This is a genomic window from Treponema socranskii subsp. socranskii VPI DR56BR1116 = ATCC 35536 (genome assembly GCF_000468115.1).
GTDB lineage: Bacteria > Spirochaetota > Spirochaetia > Treponematales > Treponemataceae > Treponema_D > Treponema_D socranskii.
Genome location: NZ_AVQI01000030.1, coordinates 31,465 through 57,531 on the forward strand (window position 1 = coordinate 31,465; position 26,067 = coordinate 57,531).

Annotated in this window: 22 protein-coding genes; 10 read left to right on the top strand and 12 right to left on the bottom strand. The window is 50.9% G+C overall.

All coding sequences use genetic code 11. The features are described 5' to 3' along the window. Positions 1-45: 45 nt before the first annotated feature. Genes HMPREF0860_RS04770 through HMPREF0860_RS04780 form a run of 3 tightly spaced genes read right to left on the bottom strand, consistent with a single transcriptional unit; the run spans position 46 to position 2,153 of the window. Complete coding sequence (locus HMPREF0860_RS04770; RefSeq protein WP_051169936.1) at positions 46-768, bottom strand: pseudouridine synthase; 723 nt, start codon at positions 766-768, stop codon at positions 46-48. A gap of 13 nt (positions 769-781) precedes the next feature. Further along, positions 782-1,321 carry an SMC-Scp complex subunit ScpB gene (scpB, locus tag HMPREF0860_RS04775; RefSeq protein ID WP_021330069.1) on the bottom strand — a complete coding sequence of 180 codons (540 nt, stop codon included), beginning with the start codon at positions 1,319-1,321 and terminating at the stop codon, positions 782-784. A gap of 10 nt (positions 1,322-1,331) precedes the next feature. Continuing rightward, the gene (locus HMPREF0860_RS04780; protein WP_021330038.1) at positions 1,332-2,153 is read right to left on the bottom strand and encodes a segregation and condensation protein A; all 822 of its coding nucleotides are present in this window, start codon (positions 2,151-2,153) and stop codon (positions 1,332-1,334) included. Between the two features lie 609 nt (positions 2,154-2,762). On the opposite strand from HMPREF0860_RS04780, the gene HMPREF0860_RS04785 reads away from it, so the two are divergent. The 3 genes from HMPREF0860_RS04785 to HMPREF0860_RS04795 all read left to right on the top strand — a co-directional run bounded on the left by HMPREF0860_RS04785 (position 2,763) and on the right by HMPREF0860_RS04795 (position 6,396). Continuing rightward, positions 2,763-4,505, top strand: coding sequence for a DUF5312 domain-containing protein (locus HMPREF0860_RS04785; RefSeq protein ID WP_021330056.1), 1,743 nt, complete (start codon positions 2,763-2,765; stop codon positions 4,503-4,505). Next, positions 4,502-5,383 (top strand): purine nucleoside phosphorylase YfiH/LACC1 family protein, encoded by an 882-nt coding sequence (locus HMPREF0860_RS04790; RefSeq protein ID WP_021330041.1) that lies wholly within the window; start codon positions 4,502-4,504, stop codon positions 5,381-5,383. The genes HMPREF0860_RS04785 and HMPREF0860_RS04790 overlap by 4 nt, the downstream gene beginning before the upstream one ends. Before the next feature lie 119 nt (positions 5,384-5,502). After that, entirely contained in the window at positions 5,503-6,396 is an 894-nt protein-coding gene (locus tag HMPREF0860_RS04795; protein ID WP_021330025.1) for a DMT family transporter, read from the top strand. Here the strand turns inward: HMPREF0860_RS04795 and HMPREF0860_RS04800 are convergent. Both HMPREF0860_RS04800 and HMPREF0860_RS04805 read right to left on the bottom strand, forming a co-directional pair. Further along, on the bottom strand, positions 6,393-7,292 hold the full coding sequence (locus HMPREF0860_RS04800; RefSeq protein ID WP_021330077.1) for a DUF6675 family protein: 900 nt from the start codon (positions 7,290-7,292) through the stop codon (positions 6,393-6,395). The genes HMPREF0860_RS04795 and HMPREF0860_RS04800 overlap by 4 nt on opposite strands. 6 nt (positions 7,293-7,298) lie before the next feature. Further along, positions 7,299-8,567 (bottom strand): argininosuccinate synthase, encoded by a 1,269-nt coding sequence (locus HMPREF0860_RS04805; RefSeq protein ID WP_021330048.1) that lies wholly within the window; start codon positions 8,565-8,567, stop codon positions 7,299-7,301. 153 nt (positions 8,568-8,720) lie between these two features. On the opposite strand from HMPREF0860_RS04805, the gene murE reads away from it, so the two are divergent. Next, complete coding sequence (gene murE / locus HMPREF0860_RS04810; RefSeq protein ID WP_038080802.1) at positions 8,721-10,475, top strand: UDP-N-acetylmuramyl-tripeptide synthetase; 1,755 nt, start codon at positions 8,721-8,723, stop codon at positions 10,473-10,475. 62 nt (positions 10,476-10,537) lie between these two features. Here the strand turns inward: murE and HMPREF0860_RS04815 are convergent, their stop codons facing one another. Together HMPREF0860_RS04815 and HMPREF0860_RS04820 are read right to left on the bottom strand one after the other, a co-directional pair. Beyond that, positions 10,538-12,271, bottom strand: a complete 1,734-nt coding sequence (locus HMPREF0860_RS04815; protein WP_021330012.1) for an ABC transporter ATP-binding protein — start codon at positions 12,269-12,271, stop codon at positions 10,538-10,540. A gap of 12 nt (positions 12,272-12,283) precedes the next feature. After that, a complete protein-coding gene (locus HMPREF0860_RS04820; protein ID WP_021330070.1) occupies positions 12,284-14,041 on the bottom strand; it encodes an ABC transporter ATP-binding protein in 1,758 nt (585 codons plus the stop codon). Positions 14,042-14,334: 293 nt separating this feature from the next. Here HMPREF0860_RS04820 and HMPREF0860_RS04825 point away from each other — a divergent pair, with 293 nt between their 5' ends. Beyond that, positions 14,335-15,450, top strand: a complete 1,116-nt coding sequence (locus tag HMPREF0860_RS04825; protein WP_021330067.1) for a D-alanine--D-alanine ligase family protein — start codon at positions 14,335-14,337, stop codon at positions 15,448-15,450. 69 nt (positions 15,451-15,519) lie between these two features. Here the strand turns inward: HMPREF0860_RS04825 and HMPREF0860_RS04830 are convergent, their stop codons facing one another. The 4 genes from HMPREF0860_RS04830 to HMPREF0860_RS04845 are packed head-to-tail and all read right to left on the bottom strand — an operon-like array spanning position 15,520 to position 18,868. Then, positions 15,520-16,104 (bottom strand): chromate transporter, encoded by a 585-nt coding sequence (locus HMPREF0860_RS04830; protein WP_021495550.1) that lies wholly within the window; start codon positions 16,102-16,104, stop codon positions 15,520-15,522. Next, complete coding sequence (locus HMPREF0860_RS04835; RefSeq protein ID WP_021330052.1) at positions 16,104-16,673, bottom strand: chromate transporter; 570 nt, start codon at positions 16,671-16,673, stop codon at positions 16,104-16,106. The genes HMPREF0860_RS04830 and HMPREF0860_RS04835 overlap by 1 nt, the downstream gene beginning before the upstream one ends. Before the next feature lie 24 nt (positions 16,674-16,697). Then, positions 16,698-17,522 (bottom strand): lysophospholipid acyltransferase family protein, encoded by an 825-nt coding sequence (locus HMPREF0860_RS04840; protein WP_038080785.1) that lies wholly within the window; start codon positions 17,520-17,522, stop codon positions 16,698-16,700. Then, positions 17,522-18,868: a glycosyltransferase family 2 protein gene (locus HMPREF0860_RS04845; protein WP_021330082.1), complete on the bottom strand. Its 1,347-nt coding sequence runs from the start codon at positions 18,866-18,868 to the stop codon at positions 17,522-17,524. Before HMPREF0860_RS04845 ends, HMPREF0860_RS04840 begins: the two co-directional genes overlap by 1 nt. A 203-nt stretch (positions 18,869-19,071) precedes the next feature. On the opposite strand from HMPREF0860_RS04845, the gene sufC reads away from it, so the two are divergent. From sufC to sufU, 5 genes are all read left to right on the top strand, one after another. After that, the gene (gene sufC / locus HMPREF0860_RS04850; RefSeq protein ID WP_021330059.1) at positions 19,072-19,824 is read left to right on the top strand and encodes a Fe-S cluster assembly ATPase SufC; all 753 of its coding nucleotides are present in this window, start codon (positions 19,072-19,074) and stop codon (positions 19,822-19,824) included. Then, the gene (gene sufB, locus HMPREF0860_RS04855; RefSeq protein ID WP_021330036.1) at positions 19,821-21,239 is read left to right on the top strand and encodes a Fe-S cluster assembly protein SufB; all 1,419 of its coding nucleotides are present in this window, start codon (positions 19,821-19,823) and stop codon (positions 21,237-21,239) included. Before sufC ends, sufB begins: the two co-directional genes overlap by 4 nt. Before the next feature lie 9 nt (positions 21,240-21,248). Then, positions 21,249-22,322, top strand: a complete 1,074-nt coding sequence (locus HMPREF0860_RS04860; protein WP_021330031.1) for a SufB/SufD family protein — start codon at positions 21,249-21,251, stop codon at positions 22,320-22,322. After that, on the top strand, positions 22,315-23,538 hold the full coding sequence (locus HMPREF0860_RS04865; protein WP_021330060.1) for an aminotransferase class V-fold PLP-dependent enzyme: 1,224 nt from the start codon (positions 22,315-22,317) through the stop codon (positions 23,536-23,538). Before HMPREF0860_RS04860 ends, HMPREF0860_RS04865 begins: the two co-directional genes overlap by 8 nt. Positions 23,539-23,605: 67 nt before the next feature. Beyond that, positions 23,606-24,103 (top strand): Fe-S cluster assembly sulfur transfer protein SufU, encoded by a 498-nt coding sequence (gene sufU, locus HMPREF0860_RS04870; protein WP_021330040.1) that lies wholly within the window; start codon positions 23,606-23,608, stop codon positions 24,101-24,103. Between the two features lie 145 nt (positions 24,104-24,248). Here sufU and HMPREF0860_RS04875 read toward each other — a convergent pair whose 3' ends face one another. After that, a complete protein-coding gene (locus tag HMPREF0860_RS04875) occupies positions 24,249-25,934 on the bottom strand; it encodes a formate--tetrahydrofolate ligase (RefSeq protein WP_021330024.1) in 1,686 nt (561 codons plus the stop codon). Positions 25,935-26,067: the final 133 nt, after the last annotated feature.

A 26,067-nucleotide genomic window follows, 5' to 3' on the forward strand; every position in this document is an offset into this window, starting at 1 on the left:
CGATCTCCGAGACGGCGGCTTCGCACACCATACATCCGCGCCTTTCTAAAATCGCTCCGTTCCCGAATTTTTGCACAGTGCGAGAAGACCGCGCACTTCACCCTTCGTTAAATCGCGAAACTCGCCGCGTTTAAGGCCGTCGGTCGTTACGTTTCCGATCCGCACGCGCTCGAGCGATTTGATGCCGACTTGATAATATTCGAACACGTGTCTGATTTCACGGTTTTTGCCTTCGATCAAAACGATGTGTATTTTGCGCGCATTGCGTTCTTCGGCTTTGATGCAGCGGTAAAATACATTATCTATGCGGACGCCCTTTTCAAAATCGGCTGCAAGCGTGCGCGGGATATGCGTACTCGTTTCGACCGCGTATTCCTTTTCCAATTCCGCCGACGGATGCGAAAGGGTTGCCGCAAAGCCTCCGTCGTTCGTAAAAATTATCAATCCCGTGCTGAACATGTCGAGGCGTCCGACATTGTACAACCTTTCTGTATACGCGGATTTTAACAAATCGGATGCAACCGGTCTCCCCTTTTCATCGGAAAGCGAACACACATAGCCTGCAGGTTTATTGAGAAGCACGTAGCGGAACTCTTTTTCGGGCGAAACGATCTTGCCGTCGACCGCCACTTTATCGCCGAACGACACTTTCGTACCGAGCGCCGTAACGATTTCTCCATTTACCGAAACGCGGCCGGAGGCGATGTACTCTTCCGACGCGCGGCGGCTTGCGACGCCCGATCGAGCAAGGTATGCCTGCAGCCTCATCGGAAACGAAAAGTCAGCGGGCAAGCTCGAACCTCTCGGCTTCGTCTTCGTCGAGCTTCGGCAATTCGGATATGCTGTTCAAACGGAAAAATTTTAAAAATTCTTTTGTCGTGCCGAAGAGCACCGGTTTTCCCGGCACGTCTTTTTTGCCGACTTCTTTTATTAAATTTCGCTCCGAAAGCAGACGGATCATATTGTCGGCGGACACGCCTCTGATCGCTTCGATTTCACCGCGGGTGATCGGCTGCGAATACGCGATGATCGAAAGCGTTTCCATAGCCGAGCGCGAAAGCTTTCCTTCGCTTTTGGAACCGTAGCGTTCTCGCAGCACTTGCCACAATTCTTTTTTCGGAACGAGCGACCAGCCGCCGGTAATCATCTGCAGTTCGATGCCGCTCGATTTTTCGGCAAGGCGTTCTTTTAAAGCATCGATACACTTTTTGACGACTTCGCTCGAAAGCTGCGAAATATTCGCAAGCGATCGTTCGCTTACGGGTTCGCTTTCGAGAAAGAGAATCGTTTCGATCAATGCCGTTTCTTTTTCAAGCTCCATACCGCTTCCGTCACCCCTGTACGCTTGCACTGCCGGCGCCCGAAACCGAAGCCGCCGCGTGTTCTCCTTTCAGTCTGCATATCTTTATATCACCAAACAGCCTGTTTTGGAAGACCGCGATCATCCGGTCTTTTACCGCTTCAAGCAGCGCCATAAACGAACAGATGATATCCATTTCGTTTCCCGGCCGCGTAATCAAATCGGTAAACATGCACTCGTCCGCCTCTTCGAGTTTTTCGTTCATCAGCGTGATCTTTTCGTTGATCGAAATCTCTTCGTACATATTCAGTATCTTTTCGTTCGAATACTGAGAAACCATGTCGCGAAAAATCCGCTGCATCTGCTGGAGGAGATCCCACGTATCGATCTGCTCCCAAATGCCGTCGTCTTTGTCGAAGGGCAGCACGCGTTGAATCTTCGCGCGTTCGAAATTCCACTCCGACGTATCTTCCTGCTCTTCCATAAGTGCGGACAGCCGTTTGAATTTTTGATATTCGATGAGGCGGTCGACGAGTTCCTGCCGCGGGTCTTCGTCATCGTCGTCATACTCGATTTCAACGGGGAGCAGCATACGGCTTTTGATATAGAGAAGCTTCGCCGCCCAACTGTAAAATTCCGACAAATCGCCCAAATCGGTCTGCACCGCATAATCGAGATATTCAAGATATTGATCGGTGATCTCGGCGATCGGAATATCGTAAATATTGACTTTGCTTTCTCTGATAAGCGTCCACAATAAATCGAGCGGGCCTTCGAATTCGCCCGCCGTATAGCTGCGCTTTACTTTCGCCGTATCCGCCGTCTTTTGCAGTACCGCCTGTTCTTCCGCCATTTTATGCCTCTCGAAACATCAAACGCCTGCGAGGAAATTACCCCGCGTGTTCCGCTGTAAAGTATGGGGCGGCAGCGTGTATTAAAATAGCCGTCCCATAAAACAGCACAGCGAGTAAATCTTCAATTTGGGAGCTGTACATCCGTTTTCAGCGTACAGATTCCTTACCTCAACTATCGGCAAAACGGCATAAAATCTCAACCTCCGGAACGATAAAAAAAATCAGGGAAATCGTCGGAAAATCGAAGCTTTCGGACAAGGAGAAAATTTAAAAAATTTTGCTTGCATTATTTGAAATCTGTGGTATACTTAAAAGCGGTGAAAGGGACAGAGCGTGAGAAGCACGCCGGAACGGCCAACGCCGTTGAGGACGAGCGGTAAGGAGGGCAGCCTATGGTTGAAAATCCCCCGTACACAACTGTCTTGGATCACTGATATTCAGCCGGTCGGAATGACCGCGCATGAAATGAAGGTCGGCAAAAGAACGCATAGAGCGCGCTTATTGCCGTGACCGCAAATGCCGGCGTTATGCCGGCTTTTTTTGTCCTATGGCAACCGGATAATCGAAACTCGACATTCGCTCCGATATAAAGTACACTGACAAACGATATGTTGAAAAACGATGCGTCCAACAATTCTTTCGATAAACTCGTATCCGGTATAAGTGCGGAAGAACGACGGTTTTTGCTTGAAAGGCTAAAACAAGAACATGCGGGAAAAGTGCCGCAGTCGCTTTCGGTTCCGGACGAACAGGCATCCGATACGAGAGCGCTGCACGTACGCATACAAACCGAATCGCTTTTGTATCGTTTTGTTTTATGGCTGCGTGCGCTGCTTACAAATCAAAGCAGGGAAACGCTCTATAATAAAGATTTTATGGCAGATGAAGCGAAAAAGATCGCCCGTGCGCATCCGGGCTTGATCGATTTTCCGCACAGTGTTTTGGAATCGATCTTTTATGAAAAGCTCAAAGATATTCACGACTGCGCTTCTTTTTTCAAACCCTACATTGCCCAAGCGTATGAAAACCCCGGCGAATTTTACGTCTTTTTAAGCACATTCGTCGCACCCGAAATCGCGGAACGAATCGACAGTGAAGCCGATCCTTACTCGATCCCGTTTGACCGGCCGCTTACGAACGAATTGCGCGTTTCGCTTACACGCAAGCTCGATGCGGCGATCCGCGATATTTCAAGCGCAGCAAAAGCGAATATGTATGAAGCGGTGCGCGCCGTAGAATGGCTCAGGCAATTTACCGCTCTGCCGTATTTGCACTTTCTCGCACAGTTTACCGCGATCGCGTCGAGCTCGTACACCTGTCCCTTTGCAAACGCACACACCGATTACCCTGCCTTTGCCCGAGTGCTGTCGAACGGAATGCTGATTTCAAATGAAGTGCTTGAAAGCCTCTTTTTCTTTGTCCGACGAAAGATGGTGCACACGCTCGCACTTGACGCCGGTGCCGAAAAAGCGTTGAAAGACTTTTTGCAAAAGTCGGCGGCGACGCTTTCGAGCATACGCATGTTTATTGAAACCGTTCCGCTCGTCGCGATCGGACGTATCGTCCACGGAAACTGTACGTGGGTTCCCGAACCTTTCGGAGGAGCGGAAGACTGGGCGATAAAATTCCGCGGCCAATGGAAAGCGGTTTTCGATGAGCGATGGAATTCGTGGCTTGCCGACAGAAAAAAACATCAACTTGTCGATTCGCTTACCCTGCATTTCGGACTGCAGGAATTTCCCGAACTGCCTTACCGTCCGTGGGCGTCGCTGTGGGGCGGCATTCCGTTCCGTTGTGAAATGACGGCGGGATTTTTAGCGTGGTTTGCTTCGAATAAATACGGAGAAGCGATGCCGACGCTGACGACGCTCATGCTCGAAGGCATCTTTTTAAAAAACGAAAACCGCATCGAATTTTCCGAAGCGGTCAACGACTTTGCTTCGACAAATAAAAAAATCGAAACGTTCGCCGAATCGCTCGCCCCCCGCGGTACGAAAGGCATCGTATTTGAAAGCATCGCATCCGAGCACATACGCTCGCTGAAAGGACAGGCACGCATCGATTCGCTCATGCTCGCAATCGAAGCGGAAGTCCGCGAACTCGGCGGCGCATTTTGCAGAGAATGCCGTACAATCGAAAATATTTTTTCCGGCATCTTTAATGAAAGCAAAAGTGCCGACTACGACGTGCTGCAAAACTTCATGACGATTCAAGGACGCGACAATCAGGATTTCAGAGACAAAATGCTCGACGTACGAAGCTTACTGCAAAATTCGTTCAAACTGCTGGCGGAAATCGAACCCTTCAATTTGCCGCGCGAAACCCCTTCCGATGCGGCGGCGGCCGAATGACTCGTATCACCCTCGCCTGTACGGAGCCGTACGTCGTACTTCCCTTTTATGCAAACGGTAAACCTCTTATGCGCGATGCGCCCTTTTGGGGCATGACGCTCAAACAGGCGGGAAGCATGCGATTCCGTTGGGACGAAACGAACGAAACGCGCGATACGCTGCTTAAAGAAATCGCATCGGGCAGAAGCGCTTTTCGAAACGACGTACCCTGTGAGCCCGTTCCGCTTGAACTCCTTCATTCGAAAATCGTATACGCCGTTTCATCCGCTGCAGATACCTACGGCCGTCAAGGCGACGGTATCGTGACCGATCGCACATCGCTTATGCCCGTCGTCACGGCGGCGGACTGTATGCCGATATTTTTTTACGAACGGAAACGGGGCGTTTTCGGCGTCGTTCATTCGGGATGGAAAGGGACGGGAATCGTTACGGAAGCGATCGCCGTAATGCGGCAAACATATGGGGCGGATGTGAAATACTTATCCGTCGTACTCGGTCCGCATATACGAAGCTGCTGTTATATCGTAGACGAAGAGCGCGCATCGTATTTTAAAAAGAACTTTTGCGGCGATTGCGTACGCGAATACGAAAGCGGATATGCCAATGCCGAAAGCGTGGACACAGGCAAAAGCCGCGCTCGGCTTTCGGGAGCGGCAACTCTTTTGCAAAATGAGGGAAAGGCAAAGCGCTACCGGCTTTCGCTTGAAAAAGCAAATCTTGCGCTCCTCGAAGCCTCAGGCGTCCGCGATGAAAATATCGCCGTATGCGATGACTGCACCGGATGCGACGAACGATTCGGATCGTTCAGGCGCGAAACGGGCGGCGACATACAAAAGCCCTTTACCGTACAGGCTGCCTTTTGCGGACGGATTCGGTGAGTTCGCGTACCTCATAAATTCTTACGATTTGTTACTGCCCTTAGATAAAAATTGATTTCCGGCGGCGCTGTGTATTTTCAAGCTTTACGGATATCGTCGTTTCGGATTATAATTCAAATATGCCCCACGAATACAGCAAAGCCCGCATCGCACAAGGCGTCTTCTATATCGTCTGCGCGTCGTTTTGCTTTGCGCTTATGGGAATGCTCGTACACTTTGCAGGCGACATACCCTTTATGCAAAAAGCGTTTTTCCGCAATGTTATAGCTTTTTTTATCGCATGCGTAGTATTGATAAAAGAACAGCGCGAAGGAAAGCACCCGTTTGTACTGCCGCGAGGAAGCATCTGCCTGCTTTTTTTACGATCGCTTGCCGGTTCTCTCGCCCTATTCGGAAATTTCTATACCCTCGACAAAATCAACATCGCAGACGCATCGATTCTCAATAAAATGTCTCCGTTTTTCGCCGTCGTCTTCAGCTTTGTTTTGCTCGGGGAAAAAATTATGCCCGTTCCGCTTGCGGCGATCTGTATTTCGATTGCGGGAGCGGCTCTCGTCATAAAACCTTCGTTCGACATTGCGGCGATGCTCCCTGCACTTGTCGGATTCTTAGGAGGCGCAGGCGCGGGATTCGCATACGCGTGCGTACGCCGTTTAAGAACGATAAACGTAAACGGCAAACTCATCATCGCCTGCTTTTCGCTTCTTTCATTGCTCCTTGCCGTTCCGTTTTTACTCTTTCGGTTTTCACCGATGACCGGCCGTCAACTGCTTATCATGTTCGGAGCGGGAATCGCGGCGGCAGGCGGACAGTTTTTTATAACCGCCGCGTACGGTGCGGCACCTGCCGCAAAGATCAGCATATTCGATTATTCGCAAATTTTATTTTCGTCGCTCATGGGATATATCGCATTCGGCCAAATACCCGATGCGATGAGTTTTGCAGGCTATGCCGTCATCATCGCTATGGCGATCGTCGTATTCGTGTACAACAGACGGCACAGCGATTATTAATTATTAATTTGATTGAGGAACCACTCGTAGAGCGCATCGGTACGGCGTTTAAATGCGTCGGCCAAATCCACTTTTATAAAGAGAACGGTTACCGTCTGTTTTTGCCCCGTAACGATTGCGGCGGAAGAAAAGAAAATGCCTTCTTCGAGCGGATACGCCGAAATGCACATTTCCATTTCGCGCGCTTTTAAGCACGTCACTCCGTGATATTTCATCGGCGTACAGTTTGTGATTTCGACGAAGATTTCTGATGCCGAATCGGTGTACGTGTGGAGATACGTATTTTCGCCGAACGACGTATCTTCCTGAAACACGTAGCGTACATCGGAAGGGGGAACTTCGCTTGCAACGGGATCGGCGAGCGCATTTTCCGTATGCTCGGTATCTGCGACGTAGTACGAGCGCGTAAAAAGCGTTTTCGGCTTATAGCCCGCGCGCCGAGAAATATACGTAATGCCCTTTTGCGCGGAAACGCGTCCGAGCGCATTGTAGAGGGAAAGAAGCTTTTCGTCCGCGCTCATATTTTTCCACGAAGCGGGATACGCGATAAGCGCACAAGATACGACGGCAAAGCCCTGTTTGCCTTGCGGAGCCACCGCAAGTTTTTGTGCGATAGCGCTCGAAGAGGGCACGTACTTTGTCAAATCTTCCCCGTTGCCGTTACCGAAGGAAATCACGTTGCCCGCCGTAAGTTCGCTTGCTTCTTTTTCGCCGATATTCGGAAGCGCATCGGAAAGGCGCTCAGTCTTTTTCGCAGCGAGTTTGTACCCGTCATCCCCGTATGAAGGAAAAACCACGGTAGACGAATCGACCGTCCCCTCATCGCCTGTAGAAGCGGAAATCATGCAGAACGACACCGCGAGAGCGAAGACGATTTTTTTTATATTTTTTTTCATGTCAATTTATTCCGTAGGCCGCTTTTTCAAAGAACGGCTTTTTACGACAGCCTGTCCTTTACCCGCTTTTTGCTCCATCATCGCGCGCACGGTAAGCGGCAAACCGAAGAGCGTGATAAAGCCGCCCGCGTCACGGTGATCGTAGAGATCGCCCGTCGTAAAGCTTGCAATGCTTTCGTTGTACAAGCTGTACGGCGAGAACGAACCCGCACCCTGCATCGTGCCCTTATACAATTTGAGGCGCACCCAGCCGCTCACGGTCTCTTCGACTTTGTCGTTGAACGCCATGATACCGCTCATGAGAGAGGTAAACCACAAACCGTTGTAGATGAGCTCCGCCTGCTTGAGCGCGATCTGCTGCTTGTAGTGATAAGTATCGCGGTCGAGGCACAAGTGTTCAAGCTGTTCATGCGCGTAATACAAAATCGTCCCGCCCGGCGTTTCGTATACGCCCCGGCTTTTCATGCCGACGCAGCGGTTTTCGACGAGATCGATTAGTCCGATACCGTTTTTCCCGCCGATTTTGTTGAGCGTTTCCATGAGTGAAAGCGCATCCATCTTTTTTCCGTTGACCGCGACGGGAATACCTTTTTCGAATTCGATCTTTACGTATTCGGCTTTGTCGGGAGCCGCTTCCGGCAGCTTTGTGATTTTGAGCATATTTTTCCAATCGGGTTCGTTTTCCGTTTTTTCGAGTTCGAGCCCCTCGTGGCTGATATGCCAAATATTTTCGTCGCAGCTGTACGACGACGATTTTTTTACCGGAACGGGAATGCCCCTCTTTTCAAGGTATTCGATTTCGTCTTCGCGGCTTTGGAGATCCCACTTCGGATCGCGCCACGCGGCGATGACGCGGAGATCCGGCGCAAACGCTTTGATCGCAAGTTCGAAGCGGACTTGGTCATTGCCCTTTCCCGTCGCGCCGTGACAGATCGCACAGGCTTTTTCCTGCCGAGCGTATTCGACGAGAATTTTTCCGATAAGAGGACGCGCCGTCGACGTGCCGAGCAGATATCGGTCTTCGTAGAGTGCACCGCCTTTCAGTGCAGGCCAAATATATTCTTCGATATATTCTTTTCGCGCATCGACGACATAGCATGCCGAAGCGCCCGTTTTGATCGCGCGTGCTTTTATCGTTTTCCAATCGTCGCCTTGTCCCAAATCGATGCAGACGGCGATGACGTCGTAATCGTAATTTTCTTTTAACCACGGAATGATGACTGTCGTATCGAGCCCGCCCGAATACGCGAGAATCACTTTGCTTTTTTTAGCCATGCGAACGCCTCTTTTCGATAAATAAATTTCTGAAAAGAATTGTAACAACAATCGTGCACTATGACAATCGCACGAATTCCCGATATCGTACACATTCGAGCAAAGTATGCGGCAATTGAAAAACCGCATATTTATCGCTACAATCGCTGTATTATGGAAAAGCTCTTGTCACAATTGCTGCCTTCTTTTGCGCACAAAGCGCTTGCAGCCGACGGAATCAGCCCCGTCGAAACCGTCGATATCATGAATATTCCGATCACAAATCTCGCATTCGATTCGCGCGACGTAAAAGAGGGTTCGCTTTTTTTTGCGCTTCCCGGAACACATCAAAACGGAAACGATTTTATATCCGAAGCGCTTGAAGCGGGCGCGAACGCAGTCGTCTATCAGGGAGATATTCCTCACGAAGTTCGACGCGAATGTGCAAACGTCATCGCGCGCCGTGCGATCGAAAGCGCCGTCGGCAAAACGAAACGATATCTTCCGGCCTTTTTACGCGTAAACGATGCGCGTTTTGCCATGGCGCCCGTTTCCGACGCTTTTTACGATTCCCCGTCAAAGCGCCTCATCGTCATAGGAGTGACGGGTACGGAAGGGAAGAGCAGCACGGTTTCGTTTATCTGGCAGCTCTTGCGCCTGTGCGGAGAAAAAGCGGGCTTTATTTCAACAGTCGAATATTCCCTCGGAGGCGATGCCCTCCCCAACCCCGAACATCAGACGACGCCGGAAGCGCCGATTATCCAAAACCGTCTCAACGCGATGCTCGAAAACGGCTGTACTTATGCGGTCATCGAATCCTCTTCTCACGGGCTTTCCGTTTTGACGAACAGACTCGGCAATGTCCAATTCGACTGCGCGGTTTTTATGAACGTTACGCTCGAACACCTCGAATTTCACAAAACCTTCGAGCAGTACCGAAGCGATAAAGCGAATCTTTTCCGCGCGCTCGACAAGTGCGACCACGTAAAAACGATCGCCGGCACCCCGATGAAAATTCCTTCCATCGGCGTCGTCAACGCTGAAGATCCGTCGGCAGTCTATTGCATCAATTCGACAAAGCATCCCGTCTATGCGTTTACGACCGAAGGACAGGCGGGAAAAGCCGCAGCGGAAACGGGAGCCGATGCGGTCGCCCTTCCGCCCGTACCCGAAGGAGTCCGCTGCATGACGGCTCGGAACATCGCATCGGCGCGATTCGGTATTTCGTTTACGATCGACGCGGACGGGGACGACGCCGTATTCCGAGCGAGCGACGATCCCGCCTTTCCGAGAAAACGTCCCGTCATCCACGTCACCGCTCCGCTTCCCGGTGCGTTCAACGCATACAATCTCATGGCGTCCCTCATCGCGGTGAGCAGCGTTACGCAAAAATCCTTTGAAGAAATCGCGCATCACTTTCCGTCACTCACTCCCGTCAAAGGGCGCATGACGGTCATCGACAGGGGACAGCCCTTTGAACTCATCGTCGATTACGCGCACACGCCTTCGTCGTTCGAAACGATATTTCCTCCGATCAGAAAAAGATGTACGGGAAGGCTTTTCGCCCTCTTCGGTTCGGGAGGAGAGCGCGATTTGACAAAGCGGCCGCTGCAGGGAGAGATTGCCGCAAAATTCTGCGACGTCATCGTACTCGCCGATGAAGATCCGCGAGGCGAAGATCCCGTAGCGCTGCTCGAAATGATCGCAAAAGGCGCCGAAAAGCGCGGCAAAAAAAAAGGCGTCGATCTCTTTATCATCCACGAGCGGCCGAAAGCGATCCGCGAAACTTTCAAAATGGCGGCAAGCGGAGACATCGTGCTGCTCCTCGGAAAGTCGCACGAAAATTCGATCATCTACAAGGACAAAACCGTACCCTACGATGAAATACGCGAAGCGCTCACCGCCCTGTCCGAACTGGGCTACGCGTAAGCCCAGCACTCCGCGTTTATCAGGTCGAATGCCGATTTTATTAATTATTAAAATCGTCTTTGCTAAATCTTCCAGCTTACGGCGAGCTTTCGCGCATCGACGAAGCGGCGGTATATGCCGTTTTTTCTCATAAGCGATGCGTGAGTTCCCTGTTCGGCGATTTTGCCCTGATCGACTACGACGATCTGATCCGCATAGCGCACCGTTTTCAAGCGATGCGCTATCATCAAAATCGTCTTCTTTTTCGTCAGCGCGTCGATCGCTTCCATAAGTTCTTTTTCATTTTCGGGATCGACGTTTGCAGTCGCTTCGTCGAGTACGATTATCGGAGCGTCTTTCATAATCGCACGCGCGATGGAAATACGCTGTTTTTCTCCGCCCGAAAGACTCGCCCCTCCCTCGCCGATAACCGTATCGTAGCCGTCCGGAAGAGCTGAGATAAATTCGTGGCAGCACGCTTTTTTTGCCGCGGCGATAACTTTCGACATGGGCGCGTCACTCTGCCCGAAGCGTATATTGTTCGCTATCGTATCGTGAAAGAGGTAGACGTTTTGGAAGACGAAACTGAAATTTTTCATAAGGCTGTCCATGCTGTACGCTTTTACGTCTTTGCCGCCCAAAAGCACGCGCCCTTCCTGCACGTCCCAAAAGCGCGAGATAAGACTGCACAACGTCGTCTTTCCGCCGCCCGAAGGCCCGACAAAAGCCGTCGTCGTTTTTTCGGGGATATGCAGCGACACGCCGTCGATGATCTTCCGCGTATCGTACGAAAAGCCGATATCTTCGATATCGATATCGCATTTTTTCGGCGCAATGTCTTCACCTCTCGTATCCATCGGCTGCAAATCGAGGATGGCTTTCGCTTTATCGATACTCGCGTCGATGACGCGAAGCAGCGCGGAATAATTTCCCGCCGCATCGAGGTGAGCGTAAATCATAAACGAGCTTATGATCATAACGACAGCGACGAGCAGATCCATAGAACCCGCGATATACAATGCTATCGAAAGCGCGCTCATCGCAACTCCGAGCGCCTTTGTGATGAAATTCTGCGCGGTCATGTAACCGATAAATTTCATCTCCATCCGAATGTTGATATCGGCGTTGCCGTCGATCGCTTTGACGAGTTTTTTCGCGGCCGCTCCGGTCAGATTGTAGGCTTTTACTTCCGCAATGCCTTGAATATATTCGAGGATGCTCTCGACGAGGTCCGTATCGGCTTTCATCTTTTGCGGAGCAAGCATCGCCGCCTGACGCTGCATAGCCCGGTTTACGAGCGAATAGAGCGCGAGGCCCAGAACGACGACGATGCCGATCCTCCGGTCGTAAAACAAAATCATCGCCGCAACAAGCACCGTATTTAAAATACCCTGCGTCGTCATCATCACCACCCGCGCCGCGATATCTCCGAGGCTTTCCATCGTATTCGTCGTCACGGACGTGATGGAGCCGAGACTGTTATTGTTAAAATAGCCCATCGGAAGATAGCGCAAGTGCTCTGCGATTTCGATCCGCTTGTCCGCACATGCCGTATAGCCCGCTTCCGTTTGCAGCATCGTCGACGTATAGCGCACAAAAAAATTGACGACCATACTGCCGAGCATGATGGCGGTACAGGTAAAGATCGTCCGGGTCGTAAGCGAGTTTGAAACGATCGCTGAAATCATAACTGCGATCGCGGGAATTTTCATCGCGTCGCACATAGCAATGACGATACCGAGCACGACGGCTATATGGAATTTCTTTTTATTGATGCCGCCCGCAAAATCAAAAAACTTAAACAATATTTTAAACATCTGTCGTATCTCCTAGCCTTTCACTGCGCTCAAGCCGTCTTTAACCGATATGTGCGCTTCCCACATCTTCGCATACAAACCTCCGCGCAAAAGGAGTTCGCGGTGCGTCCCTTCATCGTCGAGCGTTCCGTCTTTGATAACGAAGATTTTGTCCGAGTCTTTGATCGTCGAAAGGCGGTGCGCGATGACAAGCAGCGTTTTCCCCTTTACGAGCTTTGCGACCGACGACTGGATGACAGCTTCGTTTTCGGGGTCGGTATACGACGTCGCTTCGTCGAGGATGACGACGGGCGCGTCTTTGAGCATGGCGCGCGCGATCGCGATGCGCTGCCGCTCGCCGCCTGAAAGGTGCCCGCCTGAGTCTCCGACGATCGTATCGTAGCCGTGTTCGAGGCTTTCGATGAATTCGTGGCAGCCGCTTTTTTTCGCAGCTTCTTCGACTTCTTTATCGCTCGCGCCCTCTTTTCCGATACGGATATTTTCGCGCACGCTTTCATTGAAAAGATAATTATCCTGCGACACGAAAGCGATGCGTCTGTTGTACGCTTCGAGCGGAATCTTTCGGATATCGACGCCGCCTAAAGTGATGACACCCTCGCCTGCGTCCCACAAAGACGCGATGAGCTTTGCGATCGTCGATTTGCCGCTCCCCGAAGGCCCCACCAAAGCGCACACCGAACCGTCGGGGATTTCAAGACTTATGCCGTGCAGCACTTCTTTTTCGCGGTATGCGAAGCGCACGCCGTCGAGGCGGATCGCATTTCCCTCAGGTTCTTCGCTCATTTTGTCGGGACGCGAAAGTTCTTTCCGTTCGAGGATATCCGAAACTTCTCCGATAACGACGCCCACTTTTGCCATATCGTCCGTATACGACATCGCGGTGATAAGCGGCGATATCAATCCGACGCTCAAAATGATTATTTGAATAAAATCGCTCGCGGCAAGTGATCCGTTTTTAACGAAAAATCCGCCTGCGGGCAGAACAAACAAAAGCGTCGCGGGCGTGATCACCATCGTAAGCGTAAAAAATATATTGGCTCTCCTCATCCAGTCGATAAAGCAGGACGCACCCTCTTTCGCCGCAACGACAAAGCGGTCATACGAACTTTTCACTTTGCCGAACACTTTGATAACTTCAATGCCGTTGATGTATTCGACCGCGGTATCGTTGAGCGCTTTCGTTTTGTCGATGACCCGCTTCCACGACGCTTCATAGCCTATCCACATACACGAACCGAAGATAATACCGATCGGAAGCGAGATGAGCGATACGAGAGCCATGCGCCAATCGATAAAAAAGAGATAGATGAGTACGCAAAGCGGTCCGAAGAGGTTTCCCGTAAACTCGGGCACGACATGCGCGAGCGTCGTTTCGATGCTGTCGACTCTTTCGACGAGCGTATTTTTGAGAGAACCCGACGGAATATCGAGCACGCTGCCGAGCGGCAATCGAGCAAGTTTATCGCAGCATCTCTTTCTGATTTCGGCGAGCACGCGGAATGTCGCTTTGTGCGAAAGAGAAGTCGAAACTGCGTGGAGAACGACGCGAAATGCCCAAAACAACATTATTAAAATAAGATCCGCGGCAAAAGCGCCGAAAACGCGTGTGCCCGCCAAAAGCTTTTTTATGATATCGGCGATAAAAAAATACGGAGCGATACCGCATAAAACGCCGAACATCGCCGTAAGCACGCTCAACGCATAGTACATTTTCCGATCTTCCGCAAATTCTACGATCCAAGAAACTGCGGAACGTTTTTTGTCTTTCATCGATTATACCTTTCCTTTGCGTATCGGTTTTTTAACCGGCATACATTCGCCGATACCGTTTTATTAGCTTAAGCTAACTTGAAAAAATTGTAGCGTATCTCGGCAAAATCCGCAAGTGAGCGCGTGCATATTATCGCCCGCTTATCTCGCTCGTTTGAGTTTCAGTGTGTGTTTTGCACGCATCTTGTACGTCTGCTCGACGTGCGCGTTTACACGACGGCGCCTGTGCCTTTACATTTCACATTTTGCGCTAAGCCATTCCCGAGCCGCACCGAAAGTGCTATACTCGTTCTATGACGATAGCACTTATCTACGGCGGAAAAAGCGGCGAACACGAAGTATCGCTCATGTCGGGTGCAGCGGTCGCGCGGCACATCGACAAAAAGCATAAAGTCATTCTCATCGGCATTACAAAAGACGGACGATGGTTTTTACAAGACGATGCCGAACTCGACCGCGTGAGAGCCGACGCAAAGGCGGCGATTAAGGTAACGGAAAAAGAGGGCGCTGAAATAAGGGTCGCTCCCGGAATGAAAAATGCGGCCTTTTCGGCGGGCGGCCGGATACTCGATATCGACGTCGCGTTCGCAGTCCTTCACGGTACGAACGGCGAAGACGGCACCATTCAGGGACTCTTCGAAACGGCGGACATCCCCTATGTCGGCTGCTCCGTCGCATCGAGCGCACTCACGATGGACAAAGAAAAAACAAAGGTCGTCCTTCAGGCGGCGGGCATTCCCGTCGTCCCCTACGTTACGGTTCGGAGAGCGGATGTGCTCGATTCGCGCGCGTACGATGCGCTCGTAGAAAAAGCCGTCAGTACACTCGGCTTTCCGCTTTTTGTAAAGCCCTGCGCGGCGGGCTCTTCGAACGGTGCTGCAAAAGCGGAAAACGCAAAGGCGCTTTCGGTCGCACTTGCGGACGCTTTTTTGTGGGACGATAAAGTGCTTATCGAAAAGGCGATAAACGCCCGCGAACTCGAATGCGCCGTCACCGGCAATACGACGGCGGCGGAAGGAATGCGCGAAAGCGTTACCGTATATGGACCCGGTGAAATCGTTTTGACGCACGAGTTTTACGATTACAACGCAAAATACAAAGACAGCGACGGCGTGCGCATACCGGCGGACATAAGCGAAAGCCTCCGCGAAAAGATCAGAAACATCGCACTGAACGCATACAAAATCGTCGACGCATCGGGTTTGAGCCGCATCGATTTTTTTCTCGACAAAGACTCTGGCGAAATCTATCTCAATGAGATCAATTCGATGCCGGGCTTTACGGCTATCAGCATGTTTCCGAAAGCCTGTGAAAGCGAAGGCTTGAGCTTTACCTGCCTCACCGAATTGCTGATCGAAGAAGCGATCCTCCGCCGAAAAGAGAGGCGCGTTTTAAAAACATCGCGCTGAAAAAGGGAAACGTTTTTTTCGATCGGCTTGCAACACCGCGCCGACACGCTTGCTGTACAATTGGAACATTCACAGAAAAATTATGCCGAACACAGCTCCGAACAACATGACGAATACGGGATGGATTTTCGTCTTCATCAAAACGATAAGAGCTGCGATATAAAACGCAAGACTCGGCCACACGAAAAGATTTTTCCAGCCTTCAATCGTCAAAAGCGAACCGAACGAAAAAGGCGTGTTCAAAAGCGCGACGATAAAAACCTGCGCCGCCGCAACGAGGATGATTCCCGTAGTCGCAGGTCTAAGCGTGGAGAATGCGGCTTTGACGAGCGGCGTATCGTGGAATTTCATAAAAAAATGCGCGATTATTAAAATACAGATAACGGACGGGAGCACTTGCCCGAATGTCGTAACGATGCCGCCGAAAACGCCGTACTGCGAATAGCCGATGTATGTCGCCATATTGATGCCGATCGGTCCCGGCGTCGATTCGGAGATGGCAACCATATTGTAAAACTGTTCGGCAGAGATGACGCCCTTGTCGACGAGAGTTGGCTGCATGAGCGTTACGGCGACAAGCCCTCCTCCGATCGTAAACGCGCCGATATAAAAGAAAATCCAAAAAAGCTGAAAAAGCGAATACGTCGTTTCCATCACTTGTCCTCCGCGCTTTTTTTCATTTTTCGCAAAAGTACCGAAACGATGACGCCCGTCGCCGCTCCCGCGATGATCATCCAATACGACGGTACTTTGAAAAACCATATCGCCGCAAACGAAACTGCGAGGCACAAAAATCCCAAAATCGATTTTACGGTTTTTTTTGAAAATTGAAACACGACCGACGTGAGAAGCGCCGCGACCGACACATTGATGCCGCGAAGCGCTTTTTGCGCAAGCGGCAAGTGATCGACCGAACTGATAAAGCGCGCGATAAGCGAAATGATAATGACGGACGGAGTTATCATACCGAGCGTCGCGACGATGCCCCCGATTATCCCCGCCTGCTTAAAGCCGACAAAGGTTGCGACATTTACCGCAATGATACCCGGAGTCGATTGTCCTATCGCATAATAATCGAGCAGTTCGTCTTCGGTCATCCACTTCTTTTTTTCGATCAGATCGCGCTGCAAAATCGGCATCATCGCCATACCGCCGCCGAAAGTAACCGAACCTATTTTGGCAAGGGAAAAATACAAATCAAACAGTATCGAAATCTTTTTCATACGTATCCTTATTATTTTACAACATCAGTTCTCGTTCGCTCGAATATCGGGCTCGTATCCGTAAACCGAAACATAACAGCTGCGCCACGCCTTAGAAGCGCGCGACATCAAAAAAGCGGCGTTCTCTTTGCGCGAAAGCGTTTTATCGGGATAGATCGGAGAGAGGATATGGAGTGTCGCAACTTTTTTTTTGCTGAAAAAAGAACGTAGCTTTGAAGGCGCGGAAAAGGTGATAAACATCGGAACGACAGGCACCGAATTCGCTGCGGCTATATGGAACATGCCGGTGTGAAAGGGGCGCGGCTTTTCATAGCGAAGCCACAGCGATTGCTCCGGATAGCCGAGCACGGCGCAGCCCTTTGCGAGTAAAAGCGACAGCGTCTTTTGCAGCTCGTTCATCGCTTTTACGTTTCCGCTGAACGGCAGCGTCCCCGCCCCGCGCATGATGCTTCCGATGGGTCCTCGCATATTGTTAAATTCCGCAACCGTGATGTACAGCGTATGACCGAAAACCGCCTCGCGCACGATCATATTGTCGAGCGAGTGCACGTGATTGCAGACGGCGACAAAGCCTTTCACACTGCACAGATTTTTGCGCCCTTCGACGCGAGCGCCGAGCACGAACTTTGTCAAAACCGGGCCGAGTACCGTCGCCGCCGCGCGGATAAAAACGCACCATAAAAAAAATGAAAACGTGCGTGGGAGAAAAACATAATCGTCGGTTACCCGAATCATCGCATCATAGTCGATCGGCTGAACGTTTCCGTCGAACTTGCCTTTTTTTTCAAGCTCTGCGATGCGATTTTGTATTTCGCGCTGCGTATCGCCTTTGATGCCGCCGATGTCCATCACTCCGATCCCCTCATCACCGTTTCAATGCGCTCGATCTGCTGCCACGGCACACCTTCGCCGTAATGCGGATTTCGAAGCAGCGTAAAAAATGCCGCAACGTAAAAATATGCGTACTCGGCTATAAAAAAGGGATTGTACAAAAGCACGGCAAGCTTTTCGCCGAACGTAATCTTGAGTGCTTTCGGATCGATTATGAGTGCGATAAACGTATAGGAAACGAGTACGCCGTAGAGTATAAGCATGATGACCATGCCGTATTTTAACGCGGAAAAATTAATAAATCCGCGATTAAAATAATCAATACCTGCAGCGATTATGTAAAGCACAAAACAAACGGCTGTATTGCCGAAAAACAAAAAAAGCGGGCCGAATCCGTACAAAAAATCGAAATTTTTTATGCGGATGCCGCGTATCTTTTGCACAAGCGAAAGCGAGCGATCGCGAAGAGATGCGTACGTTTGTTTTGCGATTGTATTGCGGTACTTAAACGCAATCTGCATATAGCCGATGAGCCAACGCTCACGGCGCCGATCCAACGCTTTATGCGAAAGCGCTTCTTCGGTGTAGACGACTGCGTATTCGTAAAAACACGACGACCAGCCGTGAAGAATCGCATTGATAGTCATCTCAAGATCTTCGGTAAAACTGCGGTACGGCCAGCCGCCGATCTCTTCGATGACGTCGTGCCTGACCATAACGCCCGTCCCGCACATCGTACAGGGAACGCCTGCCTTCGTTCTGAACGCATTTCCCATCTTGTCGAGAAACGTGTACGTAAGCGCGCTGCAGTTCGTCGCAAGCGAACGGAGTCTTTTCCCCCCAAGGAGATAATTTTTTACTTCGCGCTTACCGAGCACGATCTGAACGTCCGATGCGAGAGCGTTATTCATCTCTTCGATAAAATTGTCCGAAGCGACATTGTCTCCGTCGATGATGATATACGCATCGTAACGCCCGTATGCGCCGGAAAGCAGCTCTTTGAGCGAACCGTCGAGCGCCATGCCCTTGCACGTTTGATTTTTGACAATCTGCACATAGGTGCTCTCGTATTTTTTCACGATGGCGCAAGTCGGGTCGTCTTCCGAATCGACGATGACAAACGTATCGAATTTTTTGCAGTCGTAGGTTTGACGCGCGAGACTGTCCAGCAAAAGCCCGATACCGACGCTTTCGTTCCGCGCGGGGATAAGGACGGCAAAGCGATTTTGCACGCGGTTTATTAAATGCTCGGGCTTTTTAAAACCGCTTACATAATACAATAAACGCGGGATGTATAGAACAAAGGCGATCAACGAAATAAGACCGTACATATAGAAGAGCGATACGGCTTGTATATCAGTCATACACAAATGATAGGAAGTAAACGGTGAAATGTCAATTACGCGCGTATGTCCGAAACCCTGTATATGCCGTCAAACGAAACGGATATATTCACGCTTGCTTTTTTACGATAATATGGATATATTAAGAACGGAGCAATTACCTACTTTTTTCGTAGATAATTCAGCTTTTTGTTCCTTAATCATAATCAGGAGTTCGATTATTTATGAGTGATCTGCTGCTCGATGTTCAAAATATTTCGGTCGATATAAACGGAAAGTCCGTGCTGCACGGCATCGATTTGAAAATAAATAAAGGCGAAACACACGTATTTATGGGGCCGAACGGAGCGGGTAAATCGACGCTCGGCAATACGCTTATGGGAAATCCCGTCTACACGCTTACCGAAGGAAAAATCATATTCGACGGTAAAGACCTCACCGAAGAAAAGACGGACGTGCGCGCGAAAGCCGGTATGTTTTTATCCTTTCAAAATCCGCTCGAAGTACCGGGCATTTCCCTCGAAACCTTTATCAGAAGTGCGCTCCAGCAGCGTACCGGAGAGCACGTTAAACTGTTCCAATTTCAAAAAGACCTGCAAGCGGCGATGCAATTGCTAAACATGGATATATCCTACGCTTCACGCGATTTGAATGTCGGCTTTTCAGGCGGCGAACGCAAAAAAAGCGAAATACTGCAGATGCTTATGCTCAAGCCCAAATTCGCAATCCTCGACGAAACCGATTCGGGTCTCGACGTGGACGCGGTGCGTACCGTATCAAAGGGCATCGAAGCGTATAAGCAAAACGGCGGCACGCTGCTCATCATCACGCATTCGGCGAAAATTCTCGAAAGCCTTACCGTCGATTTTACGCACGTGCTCGTCAAAGGCAAAATCGTCAAAACGGGAGATGCGTCTCTTGTCGATGAAATCAACAAAAACGGATTCGAACGTTTTGAAAAGGACGGTACGCAATGAACGAAGTCATCGACAGAAACTCCGCCGCAAAAATCGATATCGATACGTCGATGTATGATTTCCGTTACGATGAAAAAGATTTTTACAGAAACGATCCCGGATTAACCGAAGAAATCGTTTTAAAGCTTTCAAAAGATAAAAACGATCCCGAATGGATGAGGGATTTCCGTCTCGCTTCTCTTAAAATTTACGATGAAATGCCCGTGCCGTCGTGGGGGCCGGATATAAGCGGGCTTCACATAGAACACATCGCGACTTACGTGCGCCCGAACACGAAGATGAAAAACAACTGGGAACAAGTTCCCGAAGATATAAAAGAAACCTTTGAAAAGCTCGGCATTCCCGAAGCGGAGCGCACCTCTCTTGCAGGCGTCGGCGCGCAGTACGACAGCGAACTCGTCTACCACAATATACGCGACGAAGTTGCAAATCAGGGCGTCGTCTATTCCGATTTTGAAAGCGCTCTCCGCGGCGAATACGCGGACATGATCAAAAAACATTTTATGCGCCTTGTTCCGCCCCGCGCCCACAAATTCGCCGCGCTCCACGGAGCGGTATGGTCGGGCGGTTCGTTTGTGTACGTGCCCAAAGGCGTTCACCTTTCCTTTCCGCTGCAGTCGTACTTCCGCTTAAACGCGAAGGGTGCAGGCCAATTCGAACACACGCTCATCATCGTCGACGAAGGAGCGGATCTGCACTTTATCGAAGGATGCTCCGCGCCGAAATACAACGTCGCAAACCTGCATGCAGGAGCCGTCGAACTCTACGTTGCAAAAAACGCCCGGCTCCGTTATTCGACGATCGAAAACTGGTCGAAGAACATGTACAACCTGAACACGAAGCGCGCACGAGTCGAAGAAGGAGGCTCTATCGAATGGGTTTCGGGTTCGTTCGGTTCCCATATTTCGTATCTGTACCCGGAAAGCGATTTGGTCGGTGAACATGCGAGAGCCGAGTTTACGGGCGTCACCTTTGCCGGAAGCGGCCAAAACCTCGACACGGGAGCGAAGATGGTACACAGCGCACCAAATACGTCGAGCGTCATTACGACAAAATCGATTTCAAAAGGCGGCGGCGTAAGTACGTATCGATCCGCAATTTACATCGATAAAAAAGCACGCGGCAGCAAAGCTTCCGTTTCGTGCGAATCGCTCATGCTCGATGAAGATTCCAGAAGCGATACCGTGCCTGCCATGGAAATTCACACTGACGACGTGGATGTCGGACACGAAGCGAAAATCGGGCGCATTTCGGGAGAGGCGATCTTTTACCTCATGTCGCGCGGCATCGCGGAAGACGAAGCGAGAAGCATGATCGTCAGCGGCTTTGCTAATCCGGTCAGCAAAGAGCTGCCGCTCGAATACGCAGTCGAAATGAACAATCTCATCCGCCTCGAAATGAAAGGCACTCTGTAAGGATCGCGTATGGCTGAAATATTAACGATTAATAATTTACCGACGCTCACGTGGAATTGGCTAAAAATAAATTCGACGCCGTTTTCAACCGATGCGCGCCTTTCGGGCGACGGGGAGCCTCGCATGAGCGCCCTGCCCCACGGCGTCGAATATGAGCGGTACGCAAACGCGGATGCCTATCGCAATCTTGAAACGGGCTGCGGCAAAGAGCTCGGCGCTTATTTTTTCAAAGATGCGAAAGCTTCGCGTATCACCGTAAAAAAAGGTCGGCGCGTCGAAACGCCCGTCTTTATCGATTTCGATTTAATCGATAAAAGCGCTACTTCCGCTTTTCACATCATCAAGGCGGAAGAAGGCGCGTCGATTACGGTTATCATGCGCTATGAATCCGAGCGCGCTTCATCGGGCACTCAGATTGTCCGCACGATTTGCGACGCGGGAAAGGATGCGTTCATTCACTTGGTAAAAGTGCAGCTTTTAGGCGACGGTTTTGTGCAGACCGACGATATCGGAACCGTCTGCGCCGAAGGCGGCCGCGTCGAAGTGACGCACGTGATTCTCGGCGGGGAAAAAACATATACGGGAGCCGCGGGCAAGCTACCCTCGTTCGGCGGCTCTTTTAAGGCGGACACGGCCTACCTTTGCCGCGGAGAGCAAAAGCTCGATATGAATTACATTGTGCGTCAGATCGGTAAAAAAACGGACTGTCAAATGAGCGCTCAAGGTACGCTGTGTGACCGCGCGGCAAAAACCTACCGCGGTTCGATCGATTTTATAAACGGCTGTGCGGGCTCGACGGGCAACGAATATGAAGAAGTGCTCTTGCTTTCGCCCGATGTCGTCAACAAATCGATTCCGCTCATTCTGTGCGGTGAAGAAAACATAGCCGGCGAACACGGATCGACGATCGGAAAACTCGGAGACGACACGCTTTTTTATATGCAGTCGCGCGGTATCGCTAAATCGGAAACCGAAAAGCTGATGGCACGCGCAAAAGTCGTACGCATCGCCTCCCTTATTCCCGACGAAACGACCGTCGCAAAAATCAACGCGTACTTGGATGAGGTATTTTCACATGAATGATTTTCGAAACGATTTTCCGTTTTTCTCAAATGCGAAAAACAAGGGTTTAATCTATTTCGATAACGCTGCGACGACGCAGCGGCCGCGCCGGGTAATCGATGCGATAACGCATTTTTACGAAGAAAACAATGCGAATCCTTTGCGCGGCCTCTACGATTTGAGCGTACGGGCAACCGAAGCTTACGAAGGCGCGCGGCACAGTGTCGCCCGCTTTATAAACGCGGCAGAAGATTGTGAAGTGATTTTTACGCGGAACGCAAGCGAATCGTTGAACCTCATCGCTTATACCTACGGCATGGCAAACATACGCGAGGGCGACGAAATCGCCGTTTCGATTATGGAACACCATTCGAACATCCTTCCGTGGCAGATGGTTGCAAAAGCGAAGGGTGCAAAGCTCGTGTATTTGGAGTGCGACAGAGAAAGCGGCATCATCTCCGACGAAGAAATCGCAGGAAAGATAGGAAGTCGCACAAAGCTTGTCGCCGTCGCTCACGTCAGCAACGTACTCGGCATTACAAACGATATCGCAAAAATCGCAAAGGCCGCTCATAAAGCGGGAGCCGTTATCGTCGTTGACGGCGCGCAAGCCGTGCCGCACATCAAAACCGACGTGCGATCCCTTGATGCCGACTTTTACGCGTTCAGCGCTCATAAACTCACAGGCCCCACAGGATGCGGCGTTTTGTACGGCAAAAAATCGCTCCTTGAAGCGATGCCGCCTTTTTTGCGCGGCGGCGAGATGATCGAATACGTTACGAGAGAAGATGCGACATGGGCGCCGCTTCCGGCAAAATTCGAAGCGGGCACGGTAAACGCGAGCGGAGCCGTCGGACTTGAAGCTGCCGTCAAATACATCGAATCGATCGGCTACGATTATATAACAAATCACGACAACGCGCTCGCCTCTCGCCTTATCGAGGGCATGAAAACAATTCCACACGTGCGCGTCATAGGTAACAGCGACGGGATGCGACACTGCGGTATCGTCACCTTTACGATAGACGGAGTGCACCCGCACGATATCGCGACCGTGCTCGACACCGAGCGTATCGCGATCAGGGCGGGACACCACTGCGCGCAGCCGCTCGGAAGCTACCTCGGCGTTCCCGCAACGGCGCGGGCAAGCGTCTATTTTTACAACACCGAAGAAGAAGCCGACGTTTTTTTGAGTAAAGTAAAAAACATCCGCTCATGGATGGGCTTTAAAGATTAGGAAAACGCTTTCGGCTGCGGAACAAAGAGACGGCACATAAACGCGAATACACAAGGACGGCATTGGTATGGAAACGAAAGAACTGTATCGGGAAATTCTCAACGAGCACAATTTAAATCCCGCTCACAAAAAGCCGATGGCTCATCCGACCCTCATTTTAAACGGTGTCAATCCGAGCTGCGGGGACAATATCACGCTCAGTTTGCAGATCGATGATGACGGAACGATTACCGACGGCTCTTTTACGGGAAGCGGCTGCGCCATCTCCCAAGCGTCGGTCGATATGATGCTCGATCTCGTCGTCGGAAAAAATAAAACCGAAGCGCTCCGCCTCGCAAATATCTTTATGAGCATGATAAAGGGCGATGCGGCCGCATCCGAAATAGAACAACTCGACGAAGCGGCCGCCCTCGAAGACGTTTCGAAAATGCCCGCGCGCGTCAAATGCGCCGTGCTCGGCTGGCGGACGATGATGGAAATGTTCGACAAAAATAAATCAGTCGGAAGCGGCAGTGCGACGCACTGCGACAACTGTACGCAAAAAGACGTGTGTACGAAAGCTTAAAGCCCGCCTCAAAAATACGCTTCGTAAAAATCGAGGGCAAGCGAAATATAACGCACGCGAAGCGGAAGCCAAACACACTTCGGCAGGCAGTTACACAGCCACCAAAACAAGAAAAGTCTTAACCGTGGATTTTTTATATTTTCGTTTAAAACAATCCCGAAATGACTCCGTCGTCGTTCACGTCGATATTGAGCGCGGCGGGTTTTTTCGGCAGCCCCGGCATCACCGTGATGTCGCCCGAAAGCGCGACGATAAAGCCCGCACCCGCGTAAAGCTGCGCGTCGCGGATCGGAAAGGTATAGCCGCTCGGAGAAGCGAGCAGTTTCGGATCGTGGCTCAGCGAATTCTGCGTCTTTGCGATGCACACGGGAAGCGCTCCGTAACCCGCCTTTTCGAAAGCCGAAAGCTTTTTCAAAGCGGCGCTTTCAAACGAAACCGCACCTGCACGGTAGATTTCCCGTGCAATGCGTTCTATCTTTTTTGAAAGGGGCATATCGGAATCGTAGAGCGGACGGAAATCCGCTTTTCCCGCATCGCAGAGCGCGCTCGTTTTTTCGGCAAGCGAAATCGCTCCCTCGCCTCCCTTTTCCCAGCTTTCGCAGACGGCGCTTTCCGTACCCGTTTCTGCAATGAGTTCAGCGAGGAGTTCGAGTTCTTCGCTCGTGTCCGATGCGAACTTGTTGATCGCGACGATCGCGCTTACGCCGAATTTGCGGATGTTTTCGATATGCGTTTTGAGATTTGAAAATCCCGCCGAAAGCGTTTTGAGGTCGGGACGGGCAAGATCCTGTTTTTCCGTACCTCCGTGCATTTTAAGAGCTCTCACCGTTGCAACGATGACGGCACAGGACGGAGCGATGCCCGCCGCACGGCACTTGATATCCATAAATTTTTCCGCACCCAAATCGGCGGCAAATCCCGCTTCGGTTACGACATAGTTTCCCGAAGCGAGAGCGGCGAGCGTCGCGTTGATGCTGTTACAGCCGTGCGCGATGTTCGCAAAGGGGCCGCCGTGCACAAACGCGGGAGTTTTTTCGAGGGTTTGCACGAGGTTCGGCTTCAGAGCATCTTTGAGCAATGCGGCGATCGCGCCGGTACATCCGAGTTCTCCGAATTTAACGATTTCTCTGTCGTAATTTTCCCCGATGACGATATTCGAAATGCGCTCTTTCAATTCCGAAATCGTGCGGGAGAGACAGACGATCGCCATGATTTCGCTCGCGACGGAAATGCAAAAGCGGTCTTCGCGCGGTACTCCGTTCACTCTGCCGCCGAGTCCGACGACGATGTTGCGCAGTTCGCGGTCATTGAGATCGACGCACCGCTTCCACGAAATCGTGCGGGGATCTATCCCCAGTTCATTGCCGTGGTGAATGTGATTGTCTATGAGTGCCGCAATCAAATTATTTGCTGAAGAAATCGCGTGGATGTCGCCCGTAAAGTGCAAATTGATTTCTTCCATCGGAACGATCTGTGCGTATCCGCCTCCGCAGGCTCCGCCTTTTATGCCGAAACAGGGACCCAAAGACGGTTCGCGGAGCGCGAGCACCGTTTTTTTGCCGATACGGTTGAGCGCATCGGCAAGCCCTATCGAAACGGTCGACTTGCCCTCCCCCGCGCTCGTCGGCGTTACGGCAGTGACGAGGATGAGACGAGCGCGCGAAGTTTCGTCCAGAGCGCGTTTTTGCAGAGTGCGAAGCGTTTTTGCACTGAGCTTTGCTTTGTAAGCTCCGAACAGTTCGATCCCGTCCGCATCAATCCCGATCCGCTGAGCGATGTCCGCGATCGGAAGCATTCGATTTTTTTGTGCTATTTCGATATCCGACAACATAGCGTAATTATACGCGCGAATGCCGGCCTTTGTAAATCGTTCGGAACGCTTTAATCAAGGCAATCGATCCGATTCGCGCATAAGTTTTTCCTACAGATGATTTTAAGCCGCGCATCTTTAATCTGCAGCTTTT

Coding starts and splice junctions, on each gene's coding strand:
- HMPREF0860_RS04770 (WP_051169936.1), bottom strand. CDS start 768: ATGAGGCTGCAGGCATACCTTGCTCGATCGGGCGTCGCAAGCCGCCGC.
- scpB (WP_021330069.1), bottom strand. CDS start 1,321: ATGGAGCTTGAAAAAGAAACGGCATTGATCGAAACGATTCTCTTTCTC.
- HMPREF0860_RS04780 (WP_021330038.1), bottom strand. CDS start 2,153: ATGGCGGAAGAACAGGCGGTACTGCAAAAGACGGCGGATACGGCGAAA.
- HMPREF0860_RS04785 (WP_021330056.1), top strand. CDS start 2,763: ATGTTGAAAAACGATGCGTCCAACAATTCTTTCGATAAACTCGTATCC.
- HMPREF0860_RS04790 (WP_021330041.1), top strand. CDS start 4,502: ATGACTCGTATCACCCTCGCCTGTACGGAGCCGTACGTCGTACTTCCC.
- HMPREF0860_RS04795 (WP_021330025.1), top strand. CDS start 5,503: ATGCCCCACGAATACAGCAAAGCCCGCATCGCACAAGGCGTCTTCTAT.
- HMPREF0860_RS04800 (WP_021330077.1), bottom strand. CDS start 7,292: ATGAAAAAAAATATAAAAAAAATCGTCTTCGCTCTCGCGGTGTCGTTC.
- HMPREF0860_RS04805 (WP_021330048.1), bottom strand. CDS start 8,567: ATGGCTAAAAAAAGCAAAGTGATTCTCGCGTATTCGGGCGGGCTCGAT.
- murE (WP_038080802.1), top strand. CDS start 8,721: ATGGAAAAGCTCTTGTCACAATTGCTGCCTTCTTTTGCGCACAAAGCG.
- HMPREF0860_RS04815 (WP_021330012.1), bottom strand. CDS start 12,271: ATGTTTAAAATATTGTTTAAGTTTTTTGATTTTGCGGGCGGCATCAAT.
- HMPREF0860_RS04820 (WP_021330070.1), bottom strand. CDS start 14,041: ATGAAAGACAAAAAACGTTCCGCAGTTTCTTGGATCGTAGAATTTGCG.
- HMPREF0860_RS04825 (WP_021330067.1), top strand. CDS start 14,335: ATGACGATAGCACTTATCTACGGCGGAAAAAGCGGCGAACACGAAGTA.
- HMPREF0860_RS04830 (WP_021495550.1), bottom strand. CDS start 16,104: ATGGAAACGACGTATTCGCTTTTTCAGCTTTTTTGGATTTTCTTTTAT.
- HMPREF0860_RS04835 (WP_021330052.1), bottom strand. CDS start 16,673: ATGAAAAAGATTTCGATACTGTTTGATTTGTATTTTTCCCTTGCCAAA.
- HMPREF0860_RS04840 (WP_038080785.1), bottom strand. CDS start 17,522: ATGGACATCGGCGGCATCAAAGGCGATACGCAGCGCGAAATACAAAAT.
- HMPREF0860_RS04845 (WP_021330082.1), bottom strand. CDS start 18,868: ATGACTGATATACAAGCCGTATCGCTCTTCTATATGTACGGTCTTATT.
- sufC (WP_021330059.1), top strand. CDS start 19,072: ATGAGTGATCTGCTGCTCGATGTTCAAAATATTTCGGTCGATATAAAC.
- sufB (WP_021330036.1), top strand. CDS start 19,821: ATGAACGAAGTCATCGACAGAAACTCCGCCGCAAAAATCGATATCGAT.
- HMPREF0860_RS04860 (WP_021330031.1), top strand. CDS start 21,249: ATGGCTGAAATATTAACGATTAATAATTTACCGACGCTCACGTGGAAT.
- HMPREF0860_RS04865 (WP_021330060.1), top strand. CDS start 22,315: ATGAATGATTTTCGAAACGATTTTCCGTTTTTCTCAAATGCGAAAAAC.
- sufU (WP_021330040.1), top strand. CDS start 23,606: ATGGAAACGAAAGAACTGTATCGGGAAATTCTCAACGAGCACAATTTA.
- HMPREF0860_RS04875 (WP_021330024.1), bottom strand. CDS start 25,934: ATGTTGTCGGATATCGAAATAGCACAAAAAAATCGAATGCTTCCGATC.